This is a genomic window from Pseudomonas alliivorans, from assembly GCF_017826695.1.
In the GTDB taxonomy this organism is placed as follows: domain Bacteria; phylum Pseudomonadota; class Gammaproteobacteria; order Pseudomonadales; family Pseudomonadaceae; genus Aquipseudomonas; species Aquipseudomonas alliivorans.
In genome coordinates this window covers 549,246-569,496 of record NZ_JAFFZW010000003.1, presented here as the reverse complement: position 1 = coordinate 569,496, position 20,251 = coordinate 549,246, and the positions used below count along the sequence as shown (strand labels likewise).

The 20,251-nt window shown below is 60.6% G+C and carries 14 protein-coding genes and 2 pseudogenes; 14 read left to right on the top strand and 2 right to left on the bottom strand.

Annotated features, from left to right (window positions below):
• Positions 1-25 precede the first annotated feature (25 nt).
• Positions 26-1,765: a dipeptidase gene (locus JTJ32_RS11765; protein WP_099228622.1), complete on the bottom strand. Its 1,740-nt coding sequence runs from the start codon at positions 1,763-1,765 to the stop codon at positions 26-28.
• Between the two features lie 673 nt (positions 1,766-2,438).
• Here JTJ32_RS11765 and arnB point away from each other — a divergent pair.
• The 8 genes from arnB to JTJ32_RS11725 are packed head-to-tail and all read left to right on the top strand — an operon-like array spanning position 2,439 to position 11,256.
• On the top strand, positions 2,439-3,587 hold the full coding sequence (arnB, locus tag JTJ32_RS11760; protein WP_210042130.1) for a UDP-4-amino-4-deoxy-L-arabinose aminotransferase: 1,149 nt from the start codon (positions 2,439-2,441) through the stop codon (positions 3,585-3,587).
• On the top strand, positions 3,584-4,597 hold the full coding sequence (arnC, locus tag JTJ32_RS11755) for an undecaprenyl-phosphate 4-deoxy-4-formamido-L-arabinose transferase (RefSeq protein ID WP_210042129.1): 1,014 nt from the start codon (positions 3,584-3,586) through the stop codon (positions 4,595-4,597). The genes arnB and arnC overlap by 4 nt, the downstream gene beginning before the upstream one ends.
• Positions 4,594-6,585: a bifunctional UDP-4-amino-4-deoxy-L-arabinose formyltransferase/UDP-glucuronic acid oxidase ArnA gene (gene arnA / locus JTJ32_RS11750; protein WP_210042128.1), complete on the top strand. Its 1,992-nt coding sequence runs from the start codon at positions 4,594-4,596 to the stop codon at positions 6,583-6,585. Before arnC ends, arnA begins: the two co-directional genes overlap by 4 nt.
• A complete protein-coding gene (gene arnD, locus JTJ32_RS11745) occupies positions 6,585-7,466 on the top strand; it encodes a 4-deoxy-4-formamido-L-arabinose-phosphoundecaprenol deformylase (protein WP_210042127.1) in 882 nt (293 codons plus the stop codon). Before arnA ends, arnD begins: the two co-directional genes overlap by 1 nt.
• Positions 7,463-9,115 carry a lipid IV(A) 4-amino-4-deoxy-L-arabinosyltransferase gene (gene arnT / locus JTJ32_RS11740; protein ID WP_210042126.1) on the top strand — a complete coding sequence of 551 codons (1,653 nt, stop codon included), beginning with the start codon at positions 7,463-7,465 and terminating at the stop codon, positions 9,113-9,115. The genes arnD and arnT overlap by 4 nt, the downstream gene beginning before the upstream one ends.
• Complete coding sequence (arnE, locus tag JTJ32_RS11735; protein ID WP_210042125.1) at positions 9,112-9,456, top strand: 4-amino-4-deoxy-L-arabinose-phosphoundecaprenol flippase subunit ArnE; 345 nt, start codon at positions 9,112-9,114, stop codon at positions 9,454-9,456. Before arnT ends, arnE begins: the two co-directional genes overlap by 4 nt.
• Positions 9,453-9,884 carry a 4-amino-4-deoxy-L-arabinose-phosphoundecaprenol flippase subunit ArnF gene (gene arnF / locus JTJ32_RS11730; protein WP_180274340.1) on the top strand — a complete coding sequence of 144 codons (432 nt, stop codon included), beginning with the start codon at positions 9,453-9,455 and terminating at the stop codon, positions 9,882-9,884. Before arnE ends, arnF begins: the two co-directional genes overlap by 4 nt.
• The gene (locus JTJ32_RS11725) at positions 9,862-11,256 is read left to right on the top strand and encodes a UDP-glucose dehydrogenase family protein (RefSeq protein WP_210042123.1); all 1,395 of its coding nucleotides are present in this window, start codon (positions 9,862-9,864) and stop codon (positions 11,254-11,256) included. Before arnF ends, JTJ32_RS11725 begins: the two co-directional genes overlap by 23 nt.
• 2 nt (positions 11,257-11,258) lie before the next feature.
• Here the strand turns inward: JTJ32_RS11725 and JTJ32_RS11720 are convergent, their stop codons facing one another.
• Positions 11,259-12,737, bottom strand: coding sequence for an ArnT family glycosyltransferase (locus JTJ32_RS11720; RefSeq protein ID WP_210042121.1), 1,479 nt, complete (start codon positions 12,735-12,737; stop codon positions 11,259-11,261).
• A gap of 79 nt (positions 12,738-12,816) precedes the next feature.
• On the opposite strand from JTJ32_RS11720, the pseudogene JTJ32_RS11715 reads away from it, so the two are divergent.
• The 6 genes and pseudogenes from JTJ32_RS11715 to pqqF form a co-directional block, all read left to right on the top strand.
• Positions 12,817-13,236: pseudogene (locus tag JTJ32_RS11715) on the top strand (nuclease-related domain-containing protein); the annotation flags it as partial.
• A 118-nt stretch (positions 13,237-13,354) separates the two neighbouring features.
• Positions 13,355-14,422 carry an FUSC family protein gene (locus tag JTJ32_RS11710; RefSeq protein WP_210042119.1) on the top strand — a complete coding sequence of 356 codons (1,068 nt, stop codon included), beginning with the start codon at positions 13,355-13,357 and terminating at the stop codon, positions 14,420-14,422.
• Positions 14,423-14,584: 162 nt separating this feature from the next.
• The gene (locus JTJ32_RS11705; RefSeq protein ID WP_180274341.1) at positions 14,585-15,046 is read left to right on the top strand and encodes an Lrp/AsnC family transcriptional regulator; all 462 of its coding nucleotides are present in this window, start codon (positions 14,585-14,587) and stop codon (positions 15,044-15,046) included.
• A 152-nt stretch (positions 15,047-15,198) separates the two neighbouring features.
• Entirely contained in the window at positions 15,199-16,878 is a 1,680-nt protein-coding gene (locus tag JTJ32_RS11700; RefSeq protein WP_210042118.1) for a flavin monoamine oxidase family protein, read from the top strand.
• Positions 16,879-16,893: 15 nt separating this feature from the next.
• Entirely contained in the window at positions 16,894-17,685 is a 792-nt protein-coding gene (locus JTJ32_RS11695; RefSeq protein WP_210042117.1) for a carbon-nitrogen hydrolase family protein, read from the top strand.
• A gap of 136 nt (positions 17,686-17,821) precedes the next feature.
• A pseudogene (gene pqqF / locus JTJ32_RS11690) lies at positions 17,822-20,175 on the top strand (pyrroloquinoline quinone biosynthesis protein PqqF).
• Positions 20,176-20,251: the final 76 nt, after the last annotated feature.

Below are 20,251 nucleotides of genomic sequence, written 5' to 3'. Positions count from 1 at the left end.
GAGCAGAAACAGTCAGGCCCTCGGTTCACAGCTTCGGCAACTGCCCGATACGTCCCATCATTTCCGTCACGATCTGCAGGTCGAGCAAGAATTGCTCGGTGGTCTTGAACTCGCTGTCGGTGTGTCCGGTGTATTTGGCTTCAGGTCGAGCCAGACCAAACTGCACGCCGTTGGGCAAGCTGTGGACCGAGGTAGCGCCCGCCGAGGTGCCGAATTTGTGCGGCATGCTCAGGTTTTCAGTGGCGACGGCCAGAAGCGCCTTGACCCATTCGCCTTCAGGGTTGCGGTACATCGGCTCGGCGATGGAGTAATCGAACGCAGGCGCAATCTTGCTCTGCTTGCTCCATGCCGTCAGCTTTTCAGCGATCTCGGCCTTGAGCTTCGCAGGCGACTTGCCTTTCGGTACGCGCAGGTTGACCGCGAGTTTGAAGGTCTTAGCATCCATCCCCACGAAGGTCAGGGAAGCGGTCAAAGGCCCCATGAACTCGTCCGAGAAACCGACGCCCAGCTTGCTGCCCAGATAATCCAGCCCCCAGTTGTCAGCCGCATAGCGGGCCGCGTCGGTGATGTGGTTGTGTTTCAGCGCAACCTTGCCGTCGAGGCTGTTGATGAAGTCGAGCATTCTGGCCACCGGGTTGACGCCCGAGGCGGGCTCGGACGAGTGGGCAGACACGCCCGTGACGGTCAGCGTCACGTCCTTGCCCTCGACCGCAGCGTCCACCTGGAAGTCGCCACCGTTGCGCCTGGCGTACTCGGCACCGGCCTTTTGCAGCTCGGCGGCCAACTCGGAGGGGTTGTCCGCCACCAGCGTGGCGACCGATTTCGATGGAATCTGATTGGTGGCCGCGCCGCCAGTCAGCGAGGTGATTTCCGCCCCCTTGCCCTCCCCTTTACGCACGGGGAAGTTCGCCATCACAGTGCCGTAACCTTTCTCGGCGATGACCACCGGGTAGCTGCCGTCCAGCGCCAGGTTGTAGTTCGGCGTCGGGTTGCGTTCGAAGTAATACGGAATCGCATCGCCGGAGGTTTCTTCGGTGGTGTCGATCAGCAGTTTGAAGTTTCGAGCCAGCGGCAGCTTTTCTTCCTTGATGACTTTCATGGCGTACATCGCGACCACGATGCCGTTCTTGTCATCCTCGGTGCCGCGACCGTACATGCGATCACCAATCAGCGTGACCTTGAACGGGTCGAGTCTGGTGCCGTCCGGCAGCACCCAGTTCGCAGGCGTCACAGGCACCACGTCAGCGTGGGCATGAATACCGACGACTTCTTCGCCGGCGCCTTCGAGCGACACTTCATAGACGCGGTTGTCGATGTTGCGGAAGTTGAGGTTGAACGACTGGGCGAGCGTCTTGAGCTTCTCGGCAATCTTGATGAACTCGGGGTTGTCGTGCTGGGCGACACCTTCCACGGCGAAGGTCGGGATGGCGACCAGTTCACGCAGGGTTTCATTTGCTGCACTGCCATATTTCACGCGAGCGTAAATACCCAACAGCCGATGGATTTCGTTTTGCTGCTCGGCCGTCAGGGTTTTGTTGCCGAGAAAGGCATGGATAGCAGGCTCGAGGCTGGCGGTTTTGGCGAGATCACTTTTCGCGACGCTTGCCAGGAACTGTCTGAAATCAGTCGCCGATTTTTCGTTGAAAGCTTTCAGAATGTCCGCACTTTGTTGCGGCGTGATATTGGCCAGCGCAAGCGGTGTGAACGCTGAAAGGCTGGCGAACATCAGGGTCGTTGCGGCCAGATGCCTGAGTGAAAGGTTCATTGTTGAGGGCATTCCTTCGCGGAGAGTTGTGAGAAATAGCTGATCAGTCGATCAGAAACATCTCAAAATAACACCTCGCAGGATGAATGCGGGAGCCCGCAGAACACGCGCTGTCGCGTTGGCGGTTGAAAGCGGCGCAGAACTGCAAAAACGAATACTGGCACTTTGTATTGCACCCTCAATGCAAAACATGACGCCTGAACGAACGCTTAACTAGCTCGATTCTCGATAAACGAGCCGATTAAAACAGCGAAACAGCATTCAATAAAACGCGCCAATACGATGCCAGCTTAAAATACTCGCAAGACAATTAAATGAATTCAAATTAAATAATTCACCCTCGACAGACAAAGCTGTCGCCTCACTTAACGACTCCAATCTTTCAGTACAGCGCACTCTGTTTTGGATCAACAATGATCCATCCGCCGAGTGATCGTGCACCTTGACACCGGTACGGAAGCCTTTGAAACCGGGCTGTACGCTCGAAACAAGCGACGACTCACGAAATGATTGACGGTGCTGAAGACGTTAACTGCTTGCAGTTTAAACCCTCAAGCGCGGGCCTGTTCCTGACCGTTGGACATTTGATTCAACGGCGGCCATTGAATGTCGTTTATCGACGACGTGGCATAAACACACTTCACGTTATTTAGCCTGCGTGGGAAACCCATTGATGAATCAGTCTTTTCTTCCATTTTCGCGTCCGTCCATGGGCGATGAAGAGATGGCGGCCGTTACTCGCGTATTGAAGTCTGGCTGGATCACCACCGGACCGGAATGTCAGAAGCTCGAAGAGCAGTTCGCCGAGCGGGTCGGCGCGCTGCATGCCATTGCGCTGTCATCCGCGACAGGTGCCATGCATCTCACGCTGCTGGCACTGGGTATCGGTCCTGGCGACGAAGTGATCACCCCGTCCCAGACCTGGGTTTCCACCGCCAACATGATTTGCCTGCTGGGTGCGACCCCGGTGTTCGTCGATGTGGATCGCAACACGCTGATGGTGGATGCCGCACACGTCGCACAGGCCATCACGCCACGGACAAAGGCGATTGTTCCGGTGCATTACGCAGGTGCCGCGCTTGATCTCGACCCGCTCTACGCGCTGGCCAGCCGGCACGGCATTGCGCTTATCGAAGACGCTGCCCATGCGGCCGGCACCGAATACAAAGGGCGGCCGGTCGGTGCTCGTGGTACTGCGATCTTCTCGTTTCACGCCATCAAGAACATGACCTGCGCCGAGGGCGCGATGTTCGTCACCGATGACGGCATGCTGGCCGCTCGCGTGCGCCAGTTGAAATTCCACGGCCTCGGCGTCGATGCCTATGACCGCTTAACAATGGGACGCAAGCCCCAGGCCGAGGTCATCGAACCGGGGTTCAAGTACAACCTGGCCGACCTCAACGCCAGCATTGCCCTGGTGCAGTTGCAGCGCCTGAACGCGATCAATGCCAAGCGTCAGATGCTTGCCAGTCGCTACCTCGAAAGGCTCGCCGGCAGCGCCGTCTTGCCCTTGTCGCAACCCGGCTACGCGCAGCGCCACGCCTGGCACCTGTTCATTCTGCGCATCGACGTCGAGCGCTGCGGGCTGGATCGCGATGCGTTCATGAAAGCGTTGCAGACGCACAACATCGGCAGCGGTATTCATTTCATCGCCACCCACCTGCACCGCTATTACCGCCAGCGTTTCCCCGACGTTCACCTGCCGGACACCGAGTGGAACTCGTCGCGCCTGTGTTCCATCCCGCTGTTTCCCGACATGACCCTGGACGATGTCGAGCGGGTCGTGAACGCCATTGAATCAATCGTGGAAGCCCGGCCTTGAAACCCTACCCTATTCACTGTGTGTCAATCGTCATCCCGATCTACAACGAGCAGCAAAGCCTGCGGGAACTGCTACGGCGTACTGAAGCAGCGTGCGCACTTCTGCGCCATGATTACGAGATCGTACTGGTCGACGATGGCAGCCGCGACCAGTCCGCCGAGATCCTGCAACAGGCCGCCGAACGCGAGGGCAGTCCGGTCGTTGCGGTGATCCTGAACCGCAATTACGGCCAGCACGCGGCGATCATGGCCGGTTTCGAGCAGTGCAAGGGCGATGTAATCGTCACCCTCGATGCCGACCTGCAAAACCCGCCGGAAGAAATCCCGCGCCTCATTGCGCTGGCCGAACAGGGTTACGACGTGGTCGGCACAGTGCGCAACAAGCGTCAGGACTCGGCCTGGCGACGCTGGCCCTCGAGGCTGATCAACCTCGCGGTGCAGCGTTCGACGGGCGTGGCCATGAACGACTACGGCTGCATGCTGCGCGCGTACCGCCGCACCATCGTCGACGCGATGCTGGCCTGCCGTGAACGCAGCACGTTCATACCTATCCTGGCCAACAGCTTCGCCCGCCACACCACTGAAATACGGGTCGAACACGCCGAACGCGAGCATGGCGATTCGAAGTACAGCCCCATGCGGCTGATCAATCTGATGTTCGACCTGATCACCTGCATGACCACCACGCCCTTGCGGCTGCTCAGCATCGTCGGTTTCAGCATGGCGTTTCTGGGCCTTCTGTTCGCCGTGATGCTCATCGTGCTGCGGCTGATCTTTGGCGCGCCGTGGGCCGAGAACGGCACCTTCGTGCTGTTCGCCGTGCTGTTCGTGTTCACCGGCGGCCAGTTCATCGGCATGGGCCTGCTGGGCGAGTACCTGGGCCGGATGTACAGCGATGTGCGGGCCAGGCCGCGCTTCTTTATCGAAAAGGTCGTGCGCAGCTCAACCGAGACGACGACCGACAGTGTGGATTCCTCTGCTTCTCCTTATCTGAACAAGGTTGCGCCATGAGCATTAAAGCTGTCGTTTTCGCTTACCACGATATTGGCTGTGTCGGGCTGCAGGCGCTGCTGGAGAGCGGCTATCACATCGCTGCCGTGTTCACCCATGCCGATGACCCCAACGAAAAAACCTTCTTCGGCTCGGTCGCGCAACTGTGTGCGCAGCACGACATCCCGGTGCACGCCCCAGAGGACCCGAACCATCCGCTGTGGATCGAGCGCATCGGCAAGCTGGACCCGGACTTCATCTTTTCCTTTTACTTCCGCCAGTTACTCAGCGAGCCCCTGCTGGCCTGTGCCAGGAAAGGCGCCTTCAACCTGCACGGTTCGCTGCTGCCGCGCTATCGCGGCCGGGCACCGGCCAACTGGGTGCTGGTCAATGGCGAACGCGAAACAGGCGTCACCCTGCACCAGATGGTCAAGCGTGCGGATGCAGGTCCCATCGTGGCGCAGCAGCGCGTGCCGATCAGCGCGCTGGACACGGCGCTGACCTTGCACGGAAAACTGCGCAAGGCAGCCGCCAATCTGCTCTCCGACGCGCTGCCGCTACTGGCGCGAGGCCGATTGCCCGGCACGCCGCAGGACGAATCCCAGGCGACTTACTTCGGCCGTCGCACACCGGCCGACGGATTGATCGACTGGGCACGCCCAGCCGTGCAGTTGAACAACCTGATTCGTGCCGTGACCCAGCCCTACACCGGCGCTTTCTGCCCGGTGGGCGAGCATAAGCTGATTGTCTGGAGCGCACGTGTGGACGAGGCCGACCACGGTCTGGCGCCCGGCACTGTCATCGGCTGCGATCCGCTGCGCATTGCCTGTGGCGAGGGCGCTCTGGTGATCGGTGCAGGCCAGCGCGGCGACGACGGTTTATATCTGAGCGGCGTACAACTGGCGCGCGAGTTGGGACTGGTCGAAGGTTCACGTCTGCAGAGCCAACAACAAACCGGTTCGAAACGCCGCACACGGGTGCTGATTCTGGGCGTCAACGGGTTTATCGGTAACCACCTGTCAGAGCGTTTGTTGCAGGATGACCGCTACGAGATCTACGGCATGGACATCGGCTCGGACGCCATCGAACGACTGCGCGCCAAGCCCAATTTTCACTTCATCGAAGGCGACATCAGCATCCACACCGAGTGGATCGAGTACCAGATCAAGAAATGCGACGTGGTTCTGCCACTGGTGGCAATTGCGACGCCCATCGAATACACCCGCAACCCGCTGCGCGTGTTCGAGCTGGATTTCGAAGAAAACCTGAAGATCGTTCGCTATTGCGTGAAGTACAACAAGCGGGTGATTTTCCCGTCCACCTCGGAGGTGTACGGCATGTGCCAGGACGCCAGCTTCAAAGAGGACACGTCGAACCTGGTGGTCGGCCCGATCAACAAGCAGCGCTGGATCTACTCGGTGTCCAAGCAACTGCTGGACCGGGTGATCTGGGCCTACGGTCAGAAGGGGCTGCAATTCACACTGTTTCGCCCGTTCAACTGGATGGGGCCGCGCCTGGACCGTCTGGATTCGGCGCGGATCGGCAGCTCGCGCGCCATCACCCAGTTGATCCTGCATCTGGTGGAAGGCACGCCAATCCGGCTGGTGGACGGCGGCGCACAGAAACGCTGCTTCACCGACGTGGCCGATGGCATCGAAGCACTGGCGCGCATCATCGAAAATCATGGCAATCGCTGCGACGGCCAGATCATCAACATCGGCAACCCGGATAACGAAGCCAGCATCCGGCAACTGGGCGAAGAACTGCTGCGTCAGTTCGAAGCGCACCCGTTGCGCGCCAACTTCCCACCGTTCGCGGGGTTTCGTGAGGTGGAAAGCCAGTCCTTCTACGGCAAGGGCTACCAGGACGTCAGCCACCGCAAGCCCTGTGTCGACAACGCCCGACGACTGCTGGACTGGACGCCCACCATCGAGCTGAGCGAAACCATCGGCAAAACCCTGGACTTCTTTCTGCGCGAAGCCATGGCCGAACAAACGGATCGGCGCTGATGCAGGCAGGCCTGAGAGTCGACGTCGACACCTACCGTGGCACCCGCGAAGGCGTGCCGCGCCTGCTGGACATACTGGAGGAAGCGCAGGTCAAGGCGACGTTCTTTTTCAGTGTCGGTCCGGACAACATGGGGCGTCATGTCTGGCGGCTGATACGCCCGCAGTTCCTGTGGAAAATGCTCCGTTCCAGAGCCGCCAGTCTTTACGGCTGGGACATTCTGCTGGCCGGCACCGCCTGGCCGGGCAAACCCATCGGCCGCGACCTCGGTCCATTGATGCGCAGGGCCATGGACGCAGGCCATGAAGTCGGTCTGCATGCCTGGGATCACCATGGCTGGCAGGCCAATGCCGGGCACTGGAACCCGGCGCGACTGCACGCGCAGATACGCCGGGGGGTCGATTGCCTGAGCGACATTCTGGGCGGGCCGGTGACCTGTTCGGCAGCGGCTGGCTGGCGTGCCGACGAGCGTGTGGTACAGGCCAAGCAGTCTTTCGGGTTCCGCTACAACAGTGATTGCCGGGGTCACTCGATGTTTCGCCCGACCCTGGCTGATGGCACGCCGGGCACCCCACAGATTCCGGTGGACCTGCCGACCTTTGACGAGGTGGTCGGCCCGCACGTGGAGGCCCACGCGTTCAACGCTTTCATTCTCGGTCGTTTTGCGGCCGAGCGACTGAATGTCTATACGTTGCACGCCGAAGTCGAAGGCATCGTCATGGCCGAAGACTTCAGGCAATTGTTGGCGCTGGCGCGCGTTCAAGGCATCCGCTTCCAGCCGCTTGGCAACCTGTTGCCGGACGCCCTCGAGCAGTTGCCCTCCGGTCAGGTGATTCGCGGAACACGCCAGGGACGCGAAGGCTGGCTCGGGGTGCAGCAATGACGACAGGCCGCCGTCGCGATATCGCCCTGCTGTTGCTCGCTTTCGTCGTGGCCTACCTGCTGCCGCTCGGCTCCCACGGGCTGTGGATTCCAGACGAGACGCGCTACGCGCAGATCAGTCAGGAAATGCTCCACAGCGGGCAATGGACCGCGCCGTACTTCATGGGTGTGCGGTACTTCGAAAAGCCTGCTGCGGGTTACTGGTTTATCGCAGCCGGACAGGCGGTCTTTGGCGAAAACCTGTTCGGCGTACGCATTGCCTCGGCACTGAGCACTGGCCTGAGCACGCTGCTGGCCTACCTGATCGCTGCCCGGATATGGAACGAGCCGCGTAAAAGCGTTGCCAGCGCACTGCTGTTCATGAGCTTCGGCTTCGTTGCCGGCCAGGCCGGTTATTGCAACCTCGATCCGCAATTCACCCTGTGGGTCAACCTGTCACTGGTCGCATTCTGGTTCGCCATTCACCACGAAGGCCGCGCGCGATTGGCGGCCTGGACGGTGCTTGGTCTGGCCTGCGGCATGGGGTTCATGACCAAAGGCTTTCTGGCCTGGGTGCTGCCGGTACTGATCGCGGTGCCCTACATGCTATGGCAGAAACGTCTACTCGAGTTGATACGCTACGGGCTGCTCGCCATTGTCGTCGCCATTGGCGTATGCCTGCCTTGGGTGCTGATGGTCCACGCTCAGGAGCCCGATTACTGGCGCTTTTTCTTCTGGCACGAGCACGTACGCCGTTTCGCCGGCGAAGATGCGCAGCACGCCCAGCCGGTCTGGTTCTATGTACCCACACTGATTGCCGCCAGCCTGCCCTGGGCCCTGCTGCTGCCTGTGACGTTCAAGCAGGCATGGCAGCAAAGACACCAACCGGCCATCGGTTTCCTGCTGATGTGGACGCTGCTGCCGCTGGCCTTTCTGAGCCTGAGCCGCGGCAAGCTGCCGACCTACATCCTGCCCTGCCTGTTGCCACTGGCCCTGCTGATGGCCGACGCACTGGTCGAACGCCTCAAGCACGGCCAGGTTACGTCCCTGCGCCTCAACGGCGGGTTCAACGCCGTCGCCGCCCTCGTCGGTCTGGCGGCGCTGCTGTACCTGCAATGGAAAAACCCGGTCTACGACCACGAACCGATGCACCTGCTGCTGGCCATCGGTGTGCTGACGGTCTGGATGCTGGCCAACGCGCTGCAGGGTCTGCGACCTCTATCGGCCTGGGCGATGCCGGCAGCGGGCAGTCTACTGCTGGTGGCGCTGTTGCCCGCAGCGCTGCCTTACAGCCTGGTGTACGACAAGACACCCGACCAGTTCGTGGCCCGACACTTCTCGGAACTGGCGGCCAGCCAGTCGTTGCTGAGTAATGATCTGGGGGCGGCCTCGGCGCTGGCCTGGCGTTTGAAACGCCCGGACATCGCGTTCTTCAATACGGTAGGCGAGCTGAAATACGGCCTCGGCTATCCGGATGCCAGTCAGCGCAAGGTCAGCCTGAACGGCATTGATGCCTGGATGACCGAGGCCCGGCGCAAGGGTCAGGTCGGGGTGATCATGCGCGGTGACGGCAGGGAGGAATTACGCGAGATCGATGCGTTGCCCAAAGACGGCAAGCGCTATGAGGAAGGTGATCTGATCATCGTGATCTACAGGCAGTCGGCATCATGACCTGGCTGTTGCTGTTGACCGCGTGTGCGTTGACCTGCCTGGGACAGATCGCCCAGAAATATGCCGTCGAAGGATGGCGAGGCCAGTTCCCCGACCTGCGGGTCGCTGCACGCTCGGCATGGTTGTGGCTGGCGGTGTCTTGCCTGGGACTTGGGTTGTTTGTCTGGTTGACGGTGCTGCAGCGTCTGGAGGTTGGTGTCGCGTATCCCATGCTGGGCCTGAACTTCGTGCTGATTACCCTGACCGGTCGTTACCTGTTCCATGAGCCGGTCGACCGCAGGCACTGGCTGGGCGTGATGCTGATTCTGGCGGGCGTCATTCTGTTGGGACGTCAGGCATGAGCCGCCGTGGCGTCATGCTCGCGCTGGGCAGCGTTGTGCTGGTCAGTGCCGCGCAACTGGGCATGCGCTGGAGTATGAGCCGCCTGCCCTCGCCCGCGCAGTTGTTCGAATTTCAGAACGTTGGCGCAATCGACTCAAGCGCGGTGACCATCATCTGCCTCGCAACGGGCGCCTACGCGCTGTCGATGCTGCTCTGGCTGATGGCCCTTCGCAGCCTGCCCCTGAGTCGTGCCTATTCCTTACTGAGCATCAGCTACGCGCTGGTCTTCGTGCTGGCCGCTGGCCTGCCGTTTTTCCATGAGACGGTCACGGTTTCGAAAACTGTGGGTGTCATCCTGATCGTGATGGGGGTTCTGACCATCAACCTTCGGCGCATTTCTCGCACTTCTCTTCAGGGTTCTCTCCATGAAAATCAGCGTTTTCGGTAGCGGATATGTCGGTCTGGTACAAGCGGTGGTGCTTGCCGAAGTGGGCCATGACGTTGTGTGCATGGACATCGATCAGGCCAAGGTCGACCAGTTGCGTCAGGGGCAGGTGCATATCTATGAGCCGGGCCTTGCCAATCTGGTACGGGAAAACCTCGACAACCATCGGTTGAGTTTCACCAGCGACGAGCAGATGGCCGTCGAACATGCCGAGGTCCTGTTCATCGCCGTTGGCACGCCATCCTGCGAGGACGGATCGGCGGACATGCGCAGCTTCTTCGCCGTGGGTGAGAGCATCGCCCGGCACCGCAGCGAGCCATTGATCATCGTGGAAAAATCCACAGTGCCGGTGGGCAGTGGCGACGCGTTGCGTGCGCACATCGACAAGAGCTTGCGCCAGGCAGGGCGCTTGCTGCAGTTCGATATCGTCTCCAACCCCGAATTTCTCAAGGAAGGCTCGGCCGTCAAGGATTGCCGCCGCCCGGACCGTATCGTCATCGGCTGCGAAAGCGAAGCGGTCAGAAAGGTCATGCGCGAGCTGTATGCACCCTTCAACCGCAATCATGACCGGATCATGTTCATGGACCTGCGCAGCGCCGAACTCACCAAGTACGCGGCCAACTGCATGCTGGCGACCAAGATCAGCTTCATCAACCAGATCGCCGAACTGGCCGAACACCTGGGCGCGGACGTCGAGGCGGTACGGTTGGGTATCGGTGCCGACTCGCGCATCGGTTACGACTTCATTTACCCCGGCTGCGGCTACGGCGGCTCATGCTTTGGCAAGGACATCCGCGCGCTGATTCACAGCGCCCGCGAAGCCCATTGCTCCAACGACCTGCTGTCGGTGGTCGAGGCCATCAACGAGCGGCAGAAGAACAAACTGTTCGAGCGGGTCAACGCGTTCTTCAAAGGTGATTTGCGCGGCAAGACCTTTGCCTTGTGGGGCCTGGCGTTCAAACCCAACACCGATGACATGCGCGATGCGCCGAGCAGGGTGTTGATGGAAGCCTTGTGGGCGGCAGGCGCAACCGTGCGCGCGTTTGATCCCGAGGCCATGCAGGAAACCCAGCGGATCTATGGCTATCGCAAGGATCTGGTGCTGATGGGCACCCCGGAATCGACCCTCGACGACGCCGACGCCCTGATCATCTGCACCGAGTGGCAACAGTTCAAGGCACCCGATTTTGACCTGATCCAGCAACGGCTCGGCGCTCCAGTGATCTTCGACGGACGTAATCTGTACGACACCGAGCGCCTGTCAAAAAGCGGCTTCCACTATTTCCCGATCGGCCGTGGCGAATCGTGCGAACTGCCGATCCCACAGAAACAGTGGATGCCTGTGCAGCCGGTCGCCAATCGCCAGACCCTCTGACCTCAACTGCCTGGCGTCGAGCGGTCGTAGCTGACGAAATAGTAGCTGCGACTGCCAACCTTCACTTGCTGGATGGCCTTGAGCGGCGGCGCAGGCTCGCTCGTGCGCTCCATGATCGCCACATTATGCGAATCGCTCATCAGGAAGCGGTTGACGCTTGCGTCGCTGTCGTAAGCGTCAAGCAAGGCGTGAACGTAAAATGCACTCGCACCCGACAACCGCTCGCTGGGCTGGAACAAGGCCACCTTATGCCCCTGAGCCTGCAGTGCCTGAACGGTCGTGGCCAGCGGCAGGAACGAGAAGTGTCGGTCTTCCCGCGGCAACAGCCACACCGCTGCCGACAGATAGGCCGTAACGGTCAACGCGATACCCGTTGTCATCAGCACGCGTTGGTGGCGCACTGCAAACGCGGCAATCGTCGAGTTTCGGGACCGCGCCTTGAGCCTTTCACCCAGCACCACAGCGTACTCTGCTGCAATCACTGCCGCTGCGGGTGCCGCTGACATCAGATAGACCATGCGCTTGCTGGACGCCAGCGTCAGCAGCAGGAACTGCGCAGCCAGCCAGAGACTGAAGAACAGCAGATACCGATTGGCGAGCAGTTGCCTGCGAAAATGCCAGAGCCCGAGGTACACCAGAACGTTCCAGGGCATGAACGCTTCGGGCAGTTTGGCGATGTAGTAGTAGAACGGCTCGTAATGCCCGGCCTCCCGGAACGAGCCGTCGAAGCGACCGACACTGTTGGTCCACAGCACATCCTTGAGTGATTGCACGCCGCCCTGCCCGTACAGGAAATACAGCCAGACCATCAACGGTATCAACCCCAGCAGCGTGAAGGCCGCCGGACGCAGCCAGTCGGCCAGGATCAGCCGCCGTTGTCGCACCGTTTCGCAAAGCAGCCAGGCGAAAATCACCACACCCGGCAGCGCCAGTCCCAGCACGCCCTTGCTCAGCGTCGAGAGGGCGATGCCCAGCGTGAACAACCACCACGGCCAGTGTTTCCGAGGGTCCGACGGTGCTCGATTGACCGCATGAACATACATCAGCAAAGCCATGGTCACGCCCAGCGCCAGCAGTGCATCTTCACCGACCTGGCGTGAGTTGGACCAGAAGCTGGCCAGGGTTGCCAGCATGAACGCGGCCAGCCAGGCAACCGGTGCCGGACGCGCCATACGCTTGAGCATCGCGTAGAGCAACAGGACGCTGAACAACCCGGCGAACGCCGACGCCAGCCGCACCGCCCAGGGCGTGGCACCCAACAACCGGATCGCGCTGGCATCGAGCCAGACACTCAACGGCGGCTTTTCCAGAAATGGCTGTCGGCTCAACGTCGGCGTGACCCAGTTGTCCGTCAGGTGCATCTCCATGGCAATACCCGCCACGCGCGGCTCCGTCGAACTCTGGAGTTGATGGTTACCCAATGCAAAGAAGAACAACAGGACGCTCAGCATCAACAACCACAGCGTGCGAGAAGCCAGCATTGCAGCGATCCGGTAAGCCAGGAGGACTCGCAGTATAGGCACCCGGATATGCCCGATTCATGAAACAAAGAGTCTCGTTCAGGTGTTTCTTTCGCCTTTCGGCATTTTCGTGCTGGAGACCAAAAACATGAGCGGCTGGATCTTCGGCGGCGAGAAACAGCCGCAGTGGACGCAGAAAATCTATCGTCGTACCTACAAATTCCAGAACCCGCTCAGGCAGAACTACAAACACCTCAAGGCGCTTGAGGCGACACTGGGTGTCAGCCTGGAGAACGTTCACTCGGTGGTCTGCTTCGTCGGTCAAAGCACATTCAAGACCCCGATGCCTCCCAACGTCACGCAGGGCATCGGCTACACTCGTTACATCCGCTCCTTTCAGCAGCCGGTGTTCAGCGACGCGCAGGTCGATGCCCTGATGCAGACCTTGCTGAGCAGCAGGCGAGCGCCCACGCGAGCGACCCACCGTGAGCACGTGCAGAACCTCAAGCGTCGCCGATGATTGTTTCAGCGCCGGCCATCACTCACAAACCAGCCGCCTGCATCATCAAATGTGGCTTACTGGCAACCATTGCCATCCAATCAGGGATTTCTTCCCCACCCTCGCGGTCTTTTAACGCATGACGAATTCGCGCTCTGCTTACATACCTTCCTGGCTTCGCCCTGTTCTGCGTCCCTTGCTGGATCCGTATCGCCGTTATCGAAATGCACGGCTGATCCACGCGGCGCGGATTTCAGTGGGTTTGCTGGTGACCATTCTGCTGACCACCGGGCTCAATCTGCCCCATGGCGAGTGGGCGTCGGTGACCATGCTGATCGTGATCGGCGGATTGCAGCACCACGGCAACATCGGCAAGAAATCGGTCGAGCGGGCCTACGGCACCTTGATCGGTGCGGGGCTGGGCCTGATGGTCGTAGTGCAGCAGGGTTATCTGGAAATGCCGCTGCTGACCTACGCGATCATGTCGGTGCTGTGCGGTTTCTTTGCTTATCACGCCATCGGCAAGGGCGGTTACACCGCGCTGCTGTCGGCCATCACGCTGTTCATCGTCGCAGGCCATGGTTACAACCCGATCAGCGACGGGCTGTGGCGCACCGTGGATATCCTGATCGGTATCGCCCTGGCGCTCGCCTTCTCCTTTGCCCTGCCGCTGTACGCTGTGTTTTCGTGGCGCTATAACCTGGCCAGCGGATTGCGTGATTGCGCCAAGGTCTACGGACGGATCGTGCAGGGTCAGCCCGTGACAGCCGATGAGCATTTGAAGCTCACCGCCAAGCTCAACGCAACGATGCTGCAACTGCGCTCGCTGCTCCCGTCGGTGTCCAAGGAAGTGAAGATGTCGATGGTCGAGCTGGACGCCATTCAAGGACACTTCCGCATGTGCCTGAGCACGCTGGAAATCCTCGCCAATATTCGCCCGGCCAATCTGGACCAGATAGCGGGAGAGTCATTGAAGGCATCGCTGGATACCGAGTACCGGCAGGTCCGTCGTCAGTTGATCGGCATGGCCCGAGCGCTACAGACCGGTGCGACCGACCGGCTGGCGCGCTCTTCGGAAACGAACCCTGCGAGACCCGACGTTCCCGCCGAGTTGGTGGGCTATCAACTGATGACTCAACAACTGGCGCACAATCTGGACGGTTTGCAGGCGCGTCTGGCCAAGACTGCCAGGCGCTGGAAGTTCTGATACAACGCTGATTCACCGCAGGCATGCGATTGTGGGAGGCGGCTTGCCGGCGAAGGTGTCAGGCCAGTCAATGATGGGTTGCGTTGGAAACCCAGATCGTCGGCAAGCCGCCTCCCACAAAAAGTGTTTCGCCAGTAGCCTGTGTTTTTGATGGAGATTCCTGTGTCCGCTGCTCACCCACCCGTGCTGGACGAAATAGACCGCAAGCTGATCGCCGCCCTGCAGATCAACGCCCGCGAGAGCGTTGCCACGCTGGCCCGCCAGCTGGGTATTGCGCGGACCACGGTCACCTCGCGTCTGGCGCGGCTGGAGAGCACCAAAACGATCACCGGCTACGGCGTGCGTCTTGGCCAGCGAGTGGTCGATGGCGGTTTGCAGGCGTATGTCGGCATCACCGTGCAACCGCGCTCGGGCAAGGAAGTGTTGCGTCGGTTGAGTGCGCTGGCGCAGGTGCAGCAACTGTGTGCAGTCAGCGGCGAGTTCGATTACGTGGCATGGCTGCGCACCGACTCACCCGAGCAACTGGACGAACTGCTGGACCTGATCGGCAGCGTGGACGGCGTTGAAAAGACCACCACGTCCATCATTCTCAGCAGCAAGATCGACCGGGGCCAACCGGTGTGAAGCTGATCAAACCTACGGATATCTGCACAAAATAACCGCCAGTTTCGTCACTTTGCACAAACAAACATCATATCGACGACACTTTGCGTCTTATTAACGTGCACGCGCTTATCTAGACTGTTGTTTTTCGCCGTTGCCCACCAAGGTCAGTCATGAAAAACAACCGTCACCCCGCCAACGGCAAGAAGCCGATCACCATGTTTGGTCCGGATTTTCCGTTTGCTTTCGATGAATGGATCGAGCATCCGAAAGGTCTGGGCAGCATCCCCAAGGAACAGCATGGCGCGGAAGTGGCGATCATCGGTGCCGGTATCGCCGGGCTGGTAGCCGCTTATGAGCTGATGAAGATGGGCCTGAAACCCGTGGTCTACGAAGCGTCCAAGATGGGCGGACGTCTTCGCTCGCAGGAGTTCGAAGGCGCCAAGGGCATCGTCGCCGAGCTGGGCGGCATGCGTTTTCCGGTGTCGTCGACGGCGTTCTTTCATTACGTCGACAAACTGGGCCTTGAATCCAGACCCTTCCCTAACCCGCTGACGGCGGCCTCGGGCAGTACAGTCATCGATCTGGAAGGCACCACCTATTACGCACAGATGCTGTCGGACTTGCCCGTGCTGTTTCAGGAAGTCGCCGACGCCTGGGCCGACGCACTGGAAAGCGGCTCGCAGTTCGCTGACATTCAGCAGGCGATTCGCGACCGTGACGTGCCGCGCCTCAAGGCACTGTGGAACAAACTGGTCCCGCTGTGGGACGACCGCACGTTCTATGACTTCGTCGCGACCTCTAAGGCGTTCGCCAAACTGTCGTTCTACCACCGCGAAGTGTTCGGCCAGGTCGGTTTCGGCACCGGCGGCTGGGACTCGGACTTCCCCAACTCGATGCTGGAAATCTTTCGCGTGGTCATGACCAACTGCGACGAACACCAACACCTCATCGTCGGTGGCGTGCAGCAGGTGCCGGTCGGTCTGTGGAGCCACGTGCCCGATCAATGCGCGCACTGGCCCAAAGGCACCAGCCTGTCATCCCTGCACCGCGGCGCACCCCGTCCCGGCGTGAAGCGCATCGCTCGCAGCGAAGACGGCAACCTGACCGTGACCGACAACTGGGGCGATACCCGCCAGTACGCTGCCGTGCTGACCACTTGCCAGAGCTGGCTGCTCACCACACAGATCGAATGCGAGGAAACGCTGTTCTCGCAAAAAATGTGGATGGCGCTGGACCGCACGCGTTACATGCAGTCGTCGAAAACCTTTGTCATGGTCGACCGCCCGTTCTGGAAGGACAAAGACCCGGAAACCGGCCGCGACCTGATGAGCATGACCCTCACGGATCGCCTGACCCGTGGTACTTATCTGTTCGATAACGGCGACGACAAGCCGGGCGTGATCTGCCTGTCGTACTCGTGGATGAGCGACGCGCTGAAAATGCTGCCGCAACCCATCGACAAGCGCGTAAAGCTCGCACTGGACGCCCTGAAGAAGATCTACCCGAAAGTCGATATCGCCGCGCGCATCATCGGCGACCCGATCACCGTTTCCTGGGAAGCCGACCCACACTTCCTCGGCGCGTTCAAGGGTGCGCTGCCGGGCCATTACCGCTATAACCAGCGCATGTACGCGCACTTCATGCAGCAGGACATGCCCGCCGAACAGCGCGGCATGTTCATCGCCGGTGACGACGTGTCCTGGACGCCCGCCTGGGTGGAAGGCGCGGTGCAGACGTCGCTAAATGCGGTGTGGGGCATCATGAATCACTTTGGCGGCAAGACTCACGCCGAAAACCCAGGCCCCGGCGACGTGTTCAATGACATCGGGCCGATTGCGCTCGCCGACTGACAGAAGGGAATCCCCATGCGTGTCGCTTTATATCAATGCGAGCCCTTGCCGCTGGACGTCAGCGGCAACCTGACTCGGCTGGAACACCAGGCCCAGGTGGCGGCCGCGCAAGGTGCGCAGCTGCTGGTCTGCCCGGAGATGTTTCTGACCGGCTACAACATCGGCGCCAGGGCCTGCGCTGAGCTGGCGCAGGCGCAGGACGGACCTGCCGCACAGCGCATTGCGGAGATTGCCCGTCAGTACGCAATTGCGATTCTTTACGGCTACCCGGAGCGCAGCGTCGAAGAGCGGGTCTACAACGCCGTGCAGTTGATCGACAGCCGAGGCGAGCGATCGAGCAACTACCGCAAGACCCACCTGTTCAGCGAGCTGGACAAGTCGATGTTCAGCGCAGGAGAGGATCTCTGCCCCGTGGTCGAGCTGAACGGCTGGCGACTTGGGATGCTGATCTGCTACGACGTGGAATTCCCGGAGAATACCCGCCGTCTGGCGCTCGCCGGTGCCGAGCTGATTCTAGTGCCGACCGCGAACATGGCCCCCTTCGATTTCGTCTGCGACGTGACCGTGCGGGCGCGAGCGTTCGAAAATCATTGTTACGTGGTGTACGCCAATTACTGCGGCAGCGAGGGCGAGATTCGTTATTGCGGCCTGAGCAGCGTCTGCGCACCGGACGGCAGCCGTCCTGCCCTGGCAGCGCAGGATGAGCGGTTGCTGATCGCCGATCTGGACCGGGTGCAACTGGCGCGGGCCAGAACGGTGAATGACTATTTCAAGGATCGCAGGCCGGATGTGTACTCACCGCGATAAGCCCGCACCGATCATGCCCACGCGCAGCAATGGGCACAATCAGTGCCCAGGCCTGTTCAAAGCCATCGGCACCTCGCGGAGCGGCCTGATTATCCGCTAGCATGACGCTCTGTCTCCCCAGCCCTTGCGATCCGCCATGCCCTCCCCGCGCACGTCTGCCGTCGAACGCATCACCCTGGCCAACGGCCTGAGCGTGGTGCTGTGCCACGAGCCACGGCTCAAGCGCTGCGCCGCTTCGTTGCGGGTCGCGGCGGGCAGTCATGATGTACCGCAGGCATGGCCAGGGCTGGCGCACTTTCTGGAGCACCTGTTCTTTCTGGGCTCCGAGCACTTCGCCAAAGAGCAGAACCTGATGACCTTCGTGCAACGCCACGGCGGTCAGATCAACGCCAGTACCCGCGAACGCACCACCGACTTCTTTTTCGAATTGCCGCCCGCTGTTTTTGCCGATGGGCTGGAGCGTCTGTGCGACATGCTCGCTCATCCGCGCATGGCCGTTTCAGACCAGTTGCGTGAACGCGAAGTGCTGCACGCCGAGTTCATTGCCTGGCGCGGAGATGAACAGGCTCGTCAGCAAAATCGTCTGCTGTCATCGGTGAACCCCGGACATCCACTGCGCGGCTTTCATGCAGGCAACCGCTACAGCCTGTCGGTGCCCAATCCTGCGTTTCAGCAAGCGTTGAAAGCCTTCTACCAGCGCTTTTATCAGGCCGGGCAGATGACGTTGTGCCTGAGCGGGCCGCAGTCGCTGGCCGAACTCGAAACAGTGGCAACGCGTTACGGCGCATTGTTCGCCAGCGGCCAGCGCATCGAGCAACAGGCGCCACCTTCATTGGCTGAAAACGCTGCCCCCGTGCCGGATACCGAGTCCCGGCATCTGCACCTGTTATTCGCCTGCGAAGGTTTGCCGGAAAAGGCTGACGAGGCCGTCGCGTTCCTTTGCCACTGGATGAGCGTTGCAAAACCGGGTGGACTGGTGGCGACATTGATCGAGCGGGGGCTGATCGATTCGCTGAAAACCGCGCCGCTCTATCAGTTTGACGGACAGTTGCTGCTGGATGTGGCGTTCGAGAAAAGTGCCTCAAGCACGCTCACGCCCCTGGAAGCGGCGCGTCTTTTATTCGATTGGCTTTTGTTTTTCAGGCAAAACTGGCCCTCGCTCGCAGAAGAATATGGGCGCGTTCAGCAACTTCAGTTACAGGCCTGCGGCGCCCTGGCGCTGGCGCATCACTATTGCCACGATCTTCCGGCCCGACTCAGCGGCCAAGGTGCCGAAGCATTGCGCACGCTACTGGATCGGCTCGGCCCGGACACGCTGATCAATCTCCCCGCTGTGGATAACTCGACGCCTGAGCACGTTGCCTGGCATCTGCCTGCACCCAATCCGTTTTTGCGGGCGGTGTCAGACGCTCAACCCGTCGCCGACGAAGCGGCCCTGTATCTGCGCTGGAGATTGCAGCACCCGCAGCCCGCGCTCTGGCAAATGCTCAATGACAGCCTGAGAGACCTGATCGAAGATGCCCGACAGGCAGGCGTGACCCTGAACTTCAGTGCCTACGGCACGTATTGGCAACTCAGGCTTGGCGGAGTACCAGCGCCATTTGCCGCGATTATCGAACATTGCTTGCATCGATTGACGCATCCAGCCGCTGAAACCCTGGTCCGCTACGGGCGACCGGCAAGCGAATCAGCGTTGATCCCCATTCGGCAGTTGCTCAAAAAGCTGCCTGATCATTTTTTAAACACAGTTTCAGGACCAGAGACCGACGACCTGCAACGTGTCTGGGCGGCGTCAAGCTGGACGAGTCTTGCAACAGGATTGCCGGAACACTGCAAAACTCGCGTGGATGCAGCGTTGGCCAGCGCGCCAGGCAGACCGCAAACTCAGTCGCCGACGCTCAGCGCCAGGCAGTCAGGCAAGCGCTGGCGAACAGAAGCATCGTCTTCCTCGGAAAGCGCAGTGGTGCTGTTCTGCCCGGCACCCAGCTTATCGGCGGAGGATGAGGCTGCGTGGCGCCTGCTCGCTCACCTGCTTCAAGCGCCCTTCTACCAAAGGCTGCGGGTCGAATTGCAACTGGGCTATGCGGTGTTCAGCGGCATCCGGCAGATCGACGGAACAACCGGACTGCTGTTCGGTGTCCAGTCACCGGTGTGCGATGTCGATCAGCTCGTCGCACACATCGAGGCGTTTCTGAGTGCGTTGCCTGAGCTGACAGCCCACGCCTCTCTGTCCGAACAACGCCAGGCACTGAGCACGCAGCTGGACCTGTCCACCCTGCCCTCTGATCAGGCTGCTGAAACGCGCTGGCAGGCACACCTCGCCGGGCACACCGCAGGTCACGCAGATCGCTTGCGAAATGCTCTGTCAAATCTGGATACACACTCGTTGAACGCGGCCGCACGTCGTTTGAGTGACGCCAGCGCAGGCTGGCTCATCCTCGCCAATCGCCCGCCAGCCCCAGCCTGCAAGGATCGTTACCTGAACGGTAATGGTCTTTCGTAGAGATTTGGCCCCTTCGGGCTGGTTAAATTGAGTAAGATAGCTCCCTAAGCATCTGAACGTATG